This is a genomic window from Bradyrhizobium sp. 138 (assembly GCF_023074075.1).
Classification (GTDB): domain Bacteria; phylum Pseudomonadota; class Alphaproteobacteria; order Rhizobiales; family Xanthobacteraceae; genus Bradyrhizobium.
This window is the reverse complement of sequence record NZ_JADPKT010000094.1, coordinates 46,873-59,455: the sequence shown is the minus strand read 5'-3', so window position 1 is coordinate 59,455 and position 12,583 is coordinate 46,873. Positions and strand designations below refer to the sequence as shown.

Genomic DNA, 12,583 nt, shown 5'->3' with positions numbered 1-12,583 from the left:
GACACGACTTCCGAAGTTCGGGACGTTCAAGCCCCCCTTTGGGGCCGCTTTAGCAGGATCTGGCGCCGGCGCTTGTGATGGAGGTCACGAAGGCCGCGCGGCGACAGCCCGAAAGGTCCCCTTTGTTTGTCGCGCCAGCGCGGTCACGGTTCGCTGCCAAGCAGGCGCATGTGCCGAGTTCCCCTAGGCATCGCCGATATGCCCCCGATATTGCGGCAGATTGTCCGTAATTTCGTGCCAGGGCGCCTTCGACGCCACGAAAATGTGGGCGCTCGGCCGGATCGAGGGGGCGTCGACCAGGGTTCCCATGGCGACATGGACCCATTGTCCGTCACGCACCCGGGAATAGAGCAGCGAGCCGCATCGCCCACAATGGGCGTCATGGCCGGTCTCGTCGCCGAAAATCATCCGCTGGTCCCCACCCCGGACGATGCGGAGCTTGTCGTGCGTGATGCCGGCGAACGGCTTGAAGGCGGCGCCGGTGGTGCGACGGCAGTTCGAACAGTGGCAGTTCATCGCATAGGAGAACGCGTCGGCCACCTCAAAGCGTACGGCGCGGCAGTAGCATTCGCCGATCAGGATACGAGCGTTCGAAGTTTCTAATCCGGTCATTCCAGCGTCCCTGCGCAATTGGCGAGAGACACCCATAGCGCATTTTGATGTGTACGACTAAGTTTCGCCCCAAGCCATCATGCAAGAGGATGACCCATGAGCCAGAACCGTTCGAGCGTCGAAGCCGTCGTGCAGTCCTATTTCGATGGTCTTTACGAGGGCGACGCCGAAAAGCTCGGCGCCATCTTCCATCCCTCCGCGGATTTGCGCTGGGTCGAGAAGGGTGAGCTCCAGGTTTTGACCGTGTCGGACTGGCTCGACCGCGTGCGCAAGCGCCCCTCCGGCAAGGCCGAAGGCAAGCCGCGCGAGGATTTCATCGTCACCATCGACCGCTCGGACGACAAGACCGCCTTCATCAAGGTCCGGTGCCAACTGCCACCGCGTTTCTTCACCGATTATCTGGTGGCGATGAAGCTCGCCGACGGCTGGCAGATCGTGTCGAAGTCCTATCGGTACGACCTGAGGGAGTGACGAGGCAAAGCCCTCCGACTTGGGAGCTGCTCCCGCTCCACTTTTCACTGCGAGCCTAACTCTCGCCACACGTCATTGCGAGGAGCTCTTGCGACGAAGCAATCCAGAATTCCTCCGCAGAAAGATTCTGGATTGCTTCGCTACGCTCGCAATGACGGTGCGGATAGCGCGTTCATTTCAACCTCACCTCAACTCCCCTGAAAGTCCCCATGCTTCTCGATCGCCGCTCCCTGCTCGCCTCATTCGGCTGGATGGCCGTATCTCCCGTGCTGGCCGCAGGCGCGCCGCCTGAGCTCGAAGCCTATGAGCGCGAGAGCGGCGGGCGGATCGGGGTCTATGCGGAAAACCTGGCCAGCGGCGCAAAGCTCGCCTGGCGCGCCGACGAGCGCTTCGTCATGTGTTCGACATTCAAAGCCTCGCTCGCGGCCTGCGTGCTGGCGCGGGTCGATCGCGGCGAGGAGCTCGCGGCCATGATCTCTTACGGCAAGGCCGACCTGCTCGACCACGCGCCGGTCGCCAAGCAAAACCTCGCGGCCGGCGCGATGTCGGTCGCCGACATGTGCAAGGCGATCGTCGAGCTCAGCGACAACACCTGCGCCAATTTGCTGCTGGCGCGGATCGGCGGCCCCGCCGCGCTCACCGCGTTCTGGCGCTCACTCGGCGATACCACCTCGCGGCTCGACCACAATGAACCCGAGCTCAACCGCTCATCGCCCGGCAAGCCCGAGGACACCACGACGCCGGTAGCGATGGTGGGCAATTTGCGGCGCCTGGTGGTGGGCGAAGCCCTGGCGCCGGCCTGTCGCGCGCAGCTCACCGAATGGATGGTCAACTGCAAGACCGGCGCCAACCGGCTGCGCGGCGGCCTGCCCGCAAGCTGGAAGATCGGCGACAAGACCGGCTCCAATGGCAAGGACGCAGCGGGCGACATCGCGGTGGCCTGGCCGAAGCCCGACACACCGATCCTGATCGCAGCCTATGTCCAGGGTGGCACGCCGACGGCAGGGCAGATCGAAGCCGCCTTTGCACGCATCGGGCGGATGGTGGCTGAGCGGCTGGCATGAGCCGCGCGCATTGACGTTGCCGCCGCTTCCGGTTCAAGACAGACCATCATGGAAGCGAAGTTTCAGACCTTTCTCATCCTGCTGGCCGTATTGGCGGGCGTGGCGCTGGCCGCACGCCGCTTCAACGTTGCCCCTGCCATCCTGTTGATGCTGGCCGGCGTCGGCCTCGCCTTCGTGCCGGGCATGCCCGCTGTGGAATTGCCGCCGGAACTGGTGTTGCTGATGGTGCTGCCGCCGCTGATCTACTCGGCGAGCGTCGCCATGAGCTGGCGCGAGTTCAGAAAAAATTTGCGCCCCATCGTGCTGCTTGCGGTTGGCGCGGTGATCTTCACCGCGGCGATGGTGGCGGCCGCCACGCATTATCTGATCGGCCTGCCCTGGACCATCGGCTTCCTGCTCGGCGCCATCGTCGCCCCACCCGACGTGGTGGCACCGCTCGCGATCGCGCGCCGGCTCAACTTGCCGCGGCGGCTCGTGGTCATCCTCGAGGGCGAAGGGCTCGCCAACGACGCCACCGCGCTGATCCTCTACCGCTTCGCGCTGGCCGCGATCATGGTCGGGCATTTCTCGCTGCCGCTCGCGGCCGGCGAGTTCTTGCTGATCGTCGCCAGCGAGATCGCCTTCGGCATCGGCGTCGGTTGGCTCTCCCTGCGCTTCCGCAAATGGTCCGGGGACCCGCAGGTCGAGCTGACGCTGTCTTTGATCACGCCCTACGTCTCCTACTGGCTGCCCGAGCACGTCGGCGGCTCCGGCGTGATCGCCACCGTTGCCTGCGGGCTCTATGTGAGCTGGAACGGCCCGCTGCTGATCTCGTCGGCGACGCGCCTGCAAGGCATCTTCTTCTGGGACCTCGTGATCTACCTGATCGAGGGTGTGCTGTTCCTGCTCACCGGCTTTCAGATGCGCGCACTCTACGAGAAATCGAAGGCGTTTCCGCTCGAAGACATCCTGATCGCGACCGCCGTGGTCCTGATGATCGTCGTGATCGCGCGCTTTGCCTGGCTCTATCCCGCAACCTATCTGCCGCGGATGCTCAGCAAGTCGTTGCGCGAGCGCGATCCGTCGCCACCCTGGCAATGGCCGTTCGTGCTCGCCTTCACCGGTGTGCGCGGCGCGGTGTCGCTCGCAGCGGCGCTGGCGCTGCCGTTCACGCTACCTGATGGCGAGGCGTTCCCATATCGTGACTTGATCCTGTTCGTCGCCTTCGGCGTCATCTTCGTCACGCTGATCGGCGTCGGTCTGACGCTGCCGCCCGTGGTGCGTTGGCTCGGCGTCGCCGATGCCGGCCGAAATGAGCATGCAGCCGAGCACGAGGCCGAGATCGCTGCGCGCCGACAGGCCCTGGACGCCGCGCTCAAGTCGCTCGACGCAATGACCGCGGAACAGGGGGTCTCCGAAGAGGTGATGCGGCTTCTGCGTGCGCGTCACGAGATCCGCGCTAACCAGCTTCCGGATTCGCTCGATCCAAACCGTCACGACGTCTCCGCCGCCGGCATCGTGCTGACCCGCGACCTGATCGCCGCCGAACGAAAATTCATCCACAATCTCCTGCGCGATGGCCAGATCACCGACGAGACGCGACGGCGGATCGAGCGCGATCTGGATCTGGAGGAGGCGAGTTTGGCGAACCGCGAGTATCGGGGGATGCCGCTGTAGGATTTCGTCATTGCGAGCGCAGCGAAGCAACTACCGCCTCTCACAAAATTCCTTCATCGCGGCCGCAACGGCTCCCGCAACCGCCTGCTGCCGCTCCGGTGAGTTCATTTCCATCTCTTCGTCGCGGTTGATGATGGAGCCGGCTTCGAGCAGCACGGCAGCACTGCTTGTCCGCGAGAGAACGACGAGCCCGTCATAACGGTAGACGCCGAAATCCTTGTCGAGCAACTGGCGCCGATAACGGCCCATCACCGGCAAGGTATATTGGCTGGCATAGTGCAGGCCCTGCTCCTTCAACTGCCGGCCGATCATCCGGGCCAGCATCAGGCTGGTGGCGAAGTGCGGATTGTGCTGCGACACGAACAGCGAGTGGCCCGAAAAGCGGTCGCTGAAATAGCTGTTCGTGCCGTCGAATTCCCACCTCTCAAGAAGCTTGTCCGGTACGGAATCGTGGTGAATCGACAGGAAGAGATCGGCCCGGCCGTCATTCGCGGCACTGATCCGCTTGAACAGGCTCGGCCGCGCCTTGCCGTCCGTGACGAGCAGGCGGGTTGCGGCAAAGCCTTCGGACTTGAGTTTTGCCGTGATGAGACTTGCGAGACGGAAGTTGAAGCCGAACTCCGGATCATTGCGCGCGCTCAAGGCGCCGTAGGAATCAGGGGTGTGCCCGACGTCCACGACAATCCGGAATTTGGGCATCTCGCATCTGGCCGATACCTGCGGCCTGGCTTTGGGCCTTGCAATCTTTCGCGCGGTCACGGCCTCGCTGCTGTCAACCATCGCAAGCGACGATAGCAGGATCGACGCAATCAGGCCGACGATGATGCTCCGCGGTCGCCCCAAGCGCTACTCCGCCGCTGCAATCCTGGGACGACCGACGAAGCCCGCCACATCGCCGAAGCGTTCCAGCATCACGGCGGGCAGGTCCTTGGTCTTGCTGGTCACGCAGGCACCGGAGCGCACCGCATAGCGGTCCGGATGCGCGGCCTGCGGCGGCGGCTCGCCCTGCTGCAGCGCCCGCGCCAGCTCCATCACGACCTTGCGGAAATGCATGATGCCGAGGTCGGTCGGCCAGAGATGCTCGCGGGTGCGGTCGGCGATCGGCCCCTGGCTGTCCTGCACGGCGGCGTCCTGCTCGGAGACGCCCTTGATGCCGGTATAGCTTCGGGTCTTCTGGAGCTTGCGGTCGATCAGATAATCGTTGCCCTTGTGACGCAGCGGCACGTAATTGTCGTCGACCTCCGCGATCACGCCGTTGCCGTGGTCATAGGCGTCGCGCTCTCCTTGCGTCAGCGGACGCTCCGGATTCCAGGCATAGGTATAGATCCAGCACTTGGTGTCGGTCACCGGCACGAAAGTCTGCCCGAAGATGTTCTCGCCCGGCATCGCGCTCGGCGCATAGGCGTGGAACGGCGTCAGAAACTGCGCAATGCGCCAATAGATGTTGTCGCCGCCGGTAAGCCGGCCGCCGGCAATGGTCAGCCCGGCCTCGTGGGGGCTGATCTTGATCACCGGGCGCGGATCCTCCGCGATCCAGCGCATGTGATCGCTCGACATCCGCGCAATCGGATTCACAAAATGCTTCTTGATGTCCAGGATCTCATCCTCCTCCTTGTCGAAGGAGAGATGGGCAAAGGTGAAATGCGCGGTGTCGATCGAGCCTTCCAGCGCCTGCACCCAGTTGCAGTCCTGCCATTTCTTGCTGACGTAGCGGTGCGAGGCCGGCAACAGCGCCATTTCGAGATCGGGCAGTTCGGGCATCGCCTCCGCAGGCCCCATATAGGCCCAGATCATCTCGCCCCATTCGCGCACCGGATAGGATTTGATGCGGATCAGGTCCTTGGCGTTGAGATCGGGATAAGAGGTCGGCATGTCCAGGCAGCGGCCGTCGGTGTCGAACTTCCAACCGTGATAGACGCAGCGGATGCCGCACTCCTCAACGCGCCCAAGCCAGAGATTGGCGCCGCGATGCGGGCAGTATTGGTCGATGACGCCGACGACCCCGCGCGTGTCGCGGAAGGCGAGCAGCTCCTCACCGAGCACGGTGATTTTCTTCGGCTCGCCGTCGGGCTCAGGGAGTTCTTCGGAGAGCAACACGGGAATCCAGAACCGGCGCAGCAATTCGCCCATGCCCGTTCCGGGGCCGGACTCGGTCAGGAACTTGTTGTCCTCGGCGCGGAGCATGGCATCCTCCCGATTTGTTTTCGGGAAGATTGGCGCGGGAGCGCTGGGACGTCAACGCGAGAGCTGCACAGATTCTGCCGTAGGGTGGGCAAAGGCGCGCTTGCGCCGTGCCCACGATCTCTCGATGACGGCAAAAGACGTGGGCACGCTTCGCTTTGCCCACCCTACGGCACCGCCGCCTAGACCGGTCGCTCCCCCTTCACCGTCACGCGCGTACCTGACCTTGTATGCGGCCAGTAGTCCCACATCGCGCGGTGCTGGGTGCAGCGGTTGTCCCAGAACGCGATGGCGTTCTCTGTCCATCGGAAGCGGCACTGGAACAGCGGGTTTTCGGCGTGTTGGTAGAGATAGGCCAGCATCGCATCGCTCTCGTCACGCGGGACGCCGTTGATGTGGCGGGTGAAACCGCGATTGACGTAGAGCGCTTTCTTGCCAGTGACGGGATGCGTACGCACGACAGGGTGCTCGGCGTTCGGGTAACTCGGCCTGTCGGCAACGCCGTAATTGGCGTAGAGGCCGCGGTAGATCGGCTCGCCGTCGTGCAGCGCGGTGAGGCCGTCGAGATAGGCCTTCATGCGATCCGACAGCGCCTCGTAGGCCGCGTACATGTTGGCGAACAGCGTGTCGCCGCCGCGCGGCGGGCATTGCTTGATGTAGAGGATCGAGCCCATCGGCGGCTCGAGATCGCAGGATACGTCCGAGTGCCAGCCCTCGCCGTTGGCCCGCGGCGAGTTCTTGTCGGCGTAGATCTTCATCAGCGCCGGGTCGTCGTCCTCGTGGGGAGCTGCGGGATGAAAATGCAATTCGCCGAACTTGCGGCCGAAGGCGAGATGCTGCTGCGGCGTGATGTGCTGGTCACGGAAGAAGATCACGAGGTTTTCGGCGAGCGCGCGATGGATCTCGTCCATCTGCCGGTTGGAGCGGGCGTCGCCCTCGACGAGCGCGCCGATGTCCACGCCGGAGATTTCGGCGCCGATGATGGGCGTGAGCTTCTCGACCGCAATGGTCTCGTAAGAAGCGCCATCCTCAGTCGTGTGGCGATAGCGCGGGCCCTGTTTGCCGGCGAGTGAGCTCATGGCGGTTCTCCCGATGTGTTCTTGATTGCACCCGATCCTAGGCTTTGCGGGAGCGGACGCAAAGGGCCGGATCTCTTGACACACTTATAAAGCTTTAATAGTGTCTGCGAAGATGGAGACCGCTATGGGTAAATATGAGCGACTCGGTGAATTTCTGAAGTCTCAACGGGCCAAAGAGGTCCCCATGACCTTTGGCGAGATCGAGCGGGTCATCGGGAGCAAGCTTCCCCCTAACTCTCCTCAATATCCAGCTTGGTGGAGCAACAACCCGACCAACAACGTCATGACCAAGGTCTGGTTAGCCGCGGGCTTCCGTACCGAGCAGGTCGACACGAAGGCTCGCAAGGTCGTGTTTCGTCGCGTCGAGTCAAGTTCCGCCGAACCGCCGCCCTCGCGCGCCAAGAAGCTCGGCCGCCATCCGCTGTTCGGTGCACTCAAAGGATTGGCACATATCCCCTCGGGCGTGGATTTGACGCAGCCGGCGGATCCCGATTGGGGCAAGGTCTATGAGTGAACCGGCGCCTCTTCTGCTCGATACTCATGCGGCGATCTGGATTGTCGAGGACAAGCCCATCGCCGCCGAGGCGAGGGAAGCGATCGAGGCAGCCTATCGCGCGGGAACCGCAATCTTCGTGTCCGCAATTACGGCGTGGGAAATCGGCTTGCTCGTTGCACGCAACCGGTTAGGCCTCTCCACAAGGCCAGAACTCTGGTTTCAGCGGCTGCTTGCCGTAGAGGGAATGCGTCTCGCCGAGCTAACGCCAGATATCTTGATCGCGTCGTCATTTTTGCCGGGCGAGCCGCCACGCGATCCCGCGGACCGAATCATCATTGCAACCGCTCGCGACCTAGGCGCGAGCGTGATTACACGAGACGGTCTGCTGCTGAGATATGGCGAGACAGGTCAGGTCAGCACGATCACATGCTGACCTGAAGCACTACTCCGCCGCGGTCACCGGCACCTTGGCGCCCTGGCCGTAGCGCTGCTCGATGTAGTCGATCACCAGCGCCTTGAAGTCGGCGGAGATGGTGGGGCCGCGCAACGTTCGGAACTTCTTGCCGTCGACGAACACCGGCGCAGCCGGCGCTTCACCGGTGCCCGGGAGCGAAATGCCGATATTGGCATGCTTGGATTCGCCGGGGCCGTTGACGATGCAGCCCATCACCGCGACGTTGAGCTCTTCGACGCCAGGGTATTTCGTCTTCCAGGCCGGCATCTCGTCGCGGATGAAATCCTGGATCGAGCGGGCCAGCTCCTGGAACGTGGTGGACGTGGTGCGGCCGCAGCCGGGGCACGCGGCGACCAGCGGCACGAAGGTGCGGAAGCCCATGGTCTGGAGCAGCTCCTGGCCGACCTGCACCTCACGGGTGCGGTCGCCGCCGGGCTCCGGCGTCAGCGAGATGCGGATGGTGTCGCCGATGCCCTGCTGAAGCAGGATGCCGAGCGCGGCCGACGACGCCACGATGCCCTTTGAGCCCATGCCGGCTTCGGTCAGACCGAGATGAATCGCATAATCGGAACGGCTGGCGAGATCCTGATAGACCGCGATGAGATCCTGCACCGCCGAGACTTTTGCGGAGAGGATGATGCGGTTCTTGGGCATGCCGAGCTCTTCGGCACGCGCAGCCGAGAGCAGCGCGGACTGCACCATGGCCTCGCGCGTCACCGCGCGGACGTCACGCGGATTGGCGGAGGCGGCATTCTCGTCCATCAGCTTGGTCAGCAGCTCCTGGTCGAGCGAGCCCCAATTGGCGCCGATGCGGACCGGCTTGCCGTTCTTGTTCGCGATCTCGATGATGTCGGCGAACTGGGTGTCGCGCTTGTCCTTGAAGCCGACATTGCCGGGATTGATGCGATACTTGGCGAGCGCCTCGGCGCAGGCCGGATAGGCCGCAAGCAGCTTGTGGCCGATATAGTGGAAGTCGCCGATCAGCGGCGTGGTGATACCGCGCTTGGCGAGGCCATCGCGAATGTGCGGAACGGCGGCCGCGGCTTCCTCGCGGTCCACGGTGATGCGGACCATTTCGGAGCCGGCGCGCGCGAGCGCTGCGACCTGGGCGATGGTGCCGTCGATATCGGCGGTGTCGGTGTTGGTCATCGACTGCACGACGATCGGCGCACCGCCGCCGACGGCGACGTCGCCGACCTTGACCTGGGTGGTGTGATGGCGCGGCGCGGGCCCCGCGATGTCGGAATCGATGGTGGTTTCGGGCTTGTTCATGGGGTCCAAATATCAGGTTTTGGTGACGTTCAGCAATGCATCGCGCGGCGCCGCAGCCGTTGAGCTGGGACGGTTAACCAGAAAAAGCCCAGCAATTACAAGGACAGCCGCCGCCCCGAACGCCAGGCTCAAGGTGTCGTGCATGATGAAATAGCTACCCACCACGCCAAACAAAGGGGTGATGAAGGTAAAAGCCGACAATTTGCTGGCCGAATAGGCCTTCACCAGCGCGAACCAAAGCGTGAACGTGGTTCCAACCACCCAGATCGCCTGGAAGGCCATCAGGCCGAGCGACAGCGGCGCCGGCGTATGCGTGATGGTCTCGCCGAACAGCCAGGCCGCCAGTCCCAGGATCGGGATCGAAATGGCGACCTGATAGCCCAGCGCCTTCTCGGGCGCGGCGAACCGCAGCCTAGTGCCCTTGGCAACCAGCGTCGTCGCCGCCCACAGCGCGGCACCGCCGACGATCATGAGGTCGCCGAGCAGAACATGCGAATCGACATTGGGCTGCGGCACGCCGATCGCAAGCGCAACGCCGGCAAAGCTGATGGCGAGGCCGAGCCATTGCGAGGCGCCGAGCCGCTCGCCGAGCACCTGATAGGAGCCGAGCGCAACGAAGAACGGCGCCGTGTAAAGGAACACCACCGCGCGCGAAGCGGAGGTGAGGCGCAGCCCCTGGAAGATCAGCACGAATTCGATGCCGAACATCAGCCCGGCGACCAAGCCCGGCTTCCACGTGCCGTCGTTCTCGAAGAATTTGACGCCACGAAGCGTGCCGATGATGAACAGCACCGGCAGCGCGCCCGCCGAGCGGATCGTGGCCTGCAGCATCGGCGGAATGTCCGGCAGCACCAGTTTCACCGCGATCTGGTTGAAGCCCCAGGTCATGCACAGCATCAGCATCAGGGCAATGGCGCCGGCACTGAGGGGGCGGCCGGCGGACGGTATGGCTTGTGGTGAGGACATGTCTTCCCGAAAAACCGGCTTTGCGCCGTTGTTGCTTTATGCAGCTTTCTGACAATGGGTGCAGACGCCCGTGATCTCCACCACGGACAATTTAGGAGCAAAGCCCGAGCTGCGCGCCGCGGCATTGAGATCCCCGGCGAAGGATGCCGACGGGATCTCGCCGACCAGGCCGCAGCGCTCGCAGATCAGAAACGCCACCGCCGAGGTCGCGTCGTGGTCGTGGGCGGCGCAGGCGAGATAGGCGTTGCGGCTCTCGATGCGGTGCACGAGGCCGTTGGCCATCAGGAAATCGAGCGCGCGATAGATCGTGATCGGCGCCGGCCGCGACATGGATTTGGCGAGCTCGTCGATCACCTCATAGGCCCCGAGCGGGCGGTGGCTGGAGAGCAGCGCTTGCAGCACCTGGCGGCGTATAGGCGTGAATTTCTGCGCGCGAGCCTCGCAAACCGCCTCCGCATGCGCCAGCGCGTCCGCGGTGCAGCGGCCGTGATCGTGGTCGGGCGCGGGAAAGGCTGATTTAGCAGGGGTCATACAACCAACCTTCTAGCATTTCGGCGGCGGAACCCAAAGCACGACCAGCAATGCGGCGGTCAGCCATGCCCTTGCAGCGGGACAGCGTCGCGTCAACCCGCCATGAAATAATCATAAGCTTGCTTATTATATGCCAAGCTTATTGGAGACCAAGCTCATGAGCCGCGGATCTGTCGACCAGAACTTCCTGTTCACGCTGGGCGAGCTCTACCGCCTCTTGCGCGTCTATGCCGACAAGGAGGCATCGCGGTTCGGCATCACCCGCGCGCAATGGGCGGTGCTGGCCAAGGTCGAGCGCAGCGAGGGCATGAAGCAGTCGGAGCTCGCCGAATTGCTCGAGATGCAGCCGATCACGCTGACCCGCCTGATCGACAAGCTCTGCGACAACGACTGGATCGAGCGCCGCAGCGATGCCTCGGACCGCCGCGTCAAGCGCCTGTATCTCAAGAAAGCCGGCCGGCAATTGCTGGGCCGGATGAGCGGGCTGAAGTCCGAGCTGACGGCCAACGCGCTCGAGGGAATCACGCCGGCGGACGCCCATCGCCTCCTCACCCAGCTCGAAACCATCAAGGAAAACGTGCGCACCGCGATCCAGACCTCAGGTGCGGAACAAGCACGTAAGGAGCAGCGCTATGGCTGACCAAGTCCTCAAGTTCCAGCCCGAGCAGAAGACCGACGGCGGCAAGCCCACCAAGAAAGCCGGCACCGATCCGCGCCGCCGCCTGATGGCGGGCCTGCGCCGCTACCGCCGTTTCCTGCTCCTGGTCGTGCTGCCCGTGATCGCCGTCATCGGTGGCCTCACCTTCTATCTCAATGGCGGCCGCTATGTCGGCACCGACGATGCCTATGTCGGCGCGCAAAAGGTGCTGGTGACCCCGGACATCTCCGGCAAGATCCAGAAGGTTGTCGTCAAGGAAGGACAGTCGGTCAAGCGGGGCGACGAGCTGTTCGAGATCGACCCCGTTCCGTTTCGACACGCGGTGGACGAAGCCAAGGCGCAGCTCGCGCAGGCCCGCACGACCTATGACAACCTCGTCGCCAACATCAAGATCTATGGCGACATGCTCGATCTGGCCCAGCAGGGCATCGATTTGAAGCAGCGCGACGTCGAGCGAAAGAAGGCGCTGGTGAAGAACAATTTTGGCTCGCAGCTCGATCTCGACAACGCCTCCAACGCACTGGTCACCGCCGGCGCGCAGGCGCAATACATCAAGCAGCAACTCTCCAACGCCAAGACGCAGCTGCTCGGCGACGCCGCGCTGCCGCTGGAGCAGTTCCCGCCCTACGCACAGGCGAAAGCCAAGCTGGACGATGCCCAACGCAACCTCGACCACACCGTGCTGCGCGCGCCGATGGATGGCGTGGCGACGCAGGTCGAGCAGATCCAGCTCGGTCGCTATGTCGCCGCCGGCACCCCGGTGTTTTCGATCATCGACGTCGCTCACCCCTGGGTCGACGCCAACCCGAAGGAGAGCGACCTCACCTATGTGACCGAAGGACAGCCCGTCACGCTCGAGGTCGATGCGTTCCCGAACCACGTCTTCAAGGGCAAGATCGGCTCGCTTTCGCCCGGCACCGGCGCGCAATTTGCGATCCTGCCGCCGCAGAACGCCACCGGCAATTTCGTCAAGGTGGTGCAGCGCGTGCCGATCCGCATCTATTTTGACGAGACCGACAAATACGTGCGGAAGCTGAAGGCCGGCATGAGCGTCTATGCCACCATCGACACCGACCATCGGCGCTCGCTGGCCGGCCTGCTCGGCCTGTCGGCGACAGCGAACCAAGACAAAGACTAACAAGA

The 12,583-nt window shown here is 63.7% G+C and carries 14 protein-coding genes; 7 read left to right on the top strand and 7 right to left on the bottom strand.

Going from position 1 to position 12,583, the window contains the following annotated elements:
• Positions 1-183: 183 nt before the first annotated feature.
• Entirely contained in the window at positions 184-612 is a 429-nt protein-coding gene (locus IVA79_RS32590; protein WP_247560906.1) for a GFA family protein, read from the bottom strand.
• Between the two features lie 96 nt (positions 613-708).
• Here IVA79_RS32590 and IVA79_RS32585 point away from each other — a divergent pair, with 96 nt between their 5' ends.
• The 3 genes from IVA79_RS32585 to IVA79_RS32575 all read left to right on the top strand — a co-directional run bounded on the left by IVA79_RS32585 (position 709) and on the right by IVA79_RS32575 (position 3,803).
• Positions 709-1,083 (top strand): nuclear transport factor 2 family protein, encoded by a 375-nt coding sequence (locus IVA79_RS32585; RefSeq protein WP_247560904.1) that lies wholly within the window; start codon positions 709-711, stop codon positions 1,081-1,083.
• A gap of 209 nt (positions 1,084-1,292) precedes the next feature.
• A complete protein-coding gene (gene bla / locus IVA79_RS32580; protein WP_247560902.1) occupies positions 1,293-2,147 on the top strand; it encodes a class A beta-lactamase in 855 nt (284 codons plus the stop codon).
• Between the two features lie 48 nt (positions 2,148-2,195).
• A complete protein-coding gene (locus IVA79_RS32575) occupies positions 2,196-3,803 on the top strand; it encodes a Na+/H+ antiporter (RefSeq protein ID WP_247560900.1) in 1,608 nt (535 codons plus the stop codon).
• A gap of 30 nt (positions 3,804-3,833) precedes the next feature.
• Here the strand turns inward: IVA79_RS32575 and IVA79_RS32570 are convergent, their stop codons facing one another.
• The 3 genes from IVA79_RS32570 to IVA79_RS32560 all read right to left on the bottom strand — a co-directional run bounded on the left by IVA79_RS32570 (position 3,834) and on the right by IVA79_RS32560 (position 7,063).
• A complete protein-coding gene (locus IVA79_RS32570; protein WP_247560897.1) occupies positions 3,834-4,646 on the bottom strand; it encodes an N-acetylmuramoyl-L-alanine amidase in 813 nt (270 codons plus the stop codon).
• 3 nt (positions 4,647-4,649) lie between these two features.
• The gene (locus IVA79_RS32565; protein ID WP_247560895.1) at positions 4,650-5,987 is read right to left on the bottom strand and encodes a Rieske 2Fe-2S domain-containing protein; all 1,338 of its coding nucleotides are present in this window, start codon (positions 5,985-5,987) and stop codon (positions 4,650-4,652) included.
• 179 nt (positions 5,988-6,166) lie between these two features.
• The gene (locus IVA79_RS32560) at positions 6,167-7,063 is read right to left on the bottom strand and encodes a TauD/TfdA family dioxygenase (RefSeq protein WP_247560892.1); all 897 of its coding nucleotides are present in this window, start codon (positions 7,061-7,063) and stop codon (positions 6,167-6,169) included.
• 124 nt (positions 7,064-7,187) lie between these two features.
• On the opposite strand from IVA79_RS32560, the gene IVA79_RS32555 reads away from it, so the two are divergent.
• Positions 7,188-7,577 carry a hypothetical protein gene (locus tag IVA79_RS32555; protein WP_247560890.1) on the top strand — a complete coding sequence of 130 codons (390 nt, stop codon included), beginning with the start codon at positions 7,188-7,190 and terminating at the stop codon, positions 7,575-7,577.
• Positions 7,570-7,992, top strand: coding sequence for a type II toxin-antitoxin system VapC family toxin (locus IVA79_RS32550; protein WP_247560888.1), 423 nt, complete (start codon positions 7,570-7,572; stop codon positions 7,990-7,992). The genes IVA79_RS32555 and IVA79_RS32550 overlap by 8 nt, the downstream gene beginning before the upstream one ends.
• Positions 7,993-8,001: 9 nt before the next feature.
• On the opposite strand, the gene ispG is transcribed toward IVA79_RS32550, so the two are convergent.
• Genes ispG through IVA79_RS32535 form a run of 3 tightly spaced genes read right to left on the bottom strand, consistent with a single transcriptional unit; the run spans position 8,002 to position 10,782 of the window.
• A complete protein-coding gene (ispG, locus tag IVA79_RS32545) occupies positions 8,002-9,285 on the bottom strand; it encodes a flavodoxin-dependent (E)-4-hydroxy-3-methylbut-2-enyl-diphosphate synthase (RefSeq protein WP_247560886.1) in 1,284 nt (427 codons plus the stop codon).
• Between the two features lie 12 nt (positions 9,286-9,297).
• The gene (locus tag IVA79_RS32540; RefSeq protein ID WP_247560884.1) at positions 9,298-10,251 is read right to left on the bottom strand and encodes a DMT family transporter; all 954 of its coding nucleotides are present in this window, start codon (positions 10,249-10,251) and stop codon (positions 9,298-9,300) included.
• A 36-nt stretch (positions 10,252-10,287) separates the two neighbouring features.
• On the bottom strand, positions 10,288-10,782 hold the full coding sequence (locus tag IVA79_RS32535; protein ID WP_247560882.1) for a transcriptional repressor: 495 nt from the start codon (positions 10,780-10,782) through the stop codon (positions 10,288-10,290).
• 157 nt (positions 10,783-10,939) lie between these two features.
• Here IVA79_RS32535 and IVA79_RS32530 point away from each other — a divergent pair, with 157 nt between their 5' ends.
• Both IVA79_RS32530 and IVA79_RS32525 read left to right on the top strand, forming a co-directional pair.
• On the top strand, positions 10,940-11,422 hold the full coding sequence (locus IVA79_RS32530) for a MarR family transcriptional regulator (protein ID WP_247560880.1): 483 nt from the start codon (positions 10,940-10,942) through the stop codon (positions 11,420-11,422).
• Positions 11,415-12,578, top strand: coding sequence for an HlyD family secretion protein (locus IVA79_RS32525; protein ID WP_247560877.1), 1,164 nt, complete (start codon positions 11,415-11,417; stop codon positions 12,576-12,578). The genes IVA79_RS32530 and IVA79_RS32525 overlap by 8 nt, the downstream gene beginning before the upstream one ends.
• The last annotated feature ends 5 nt before the right edge of the window (positions 12,579-12,583 follow it).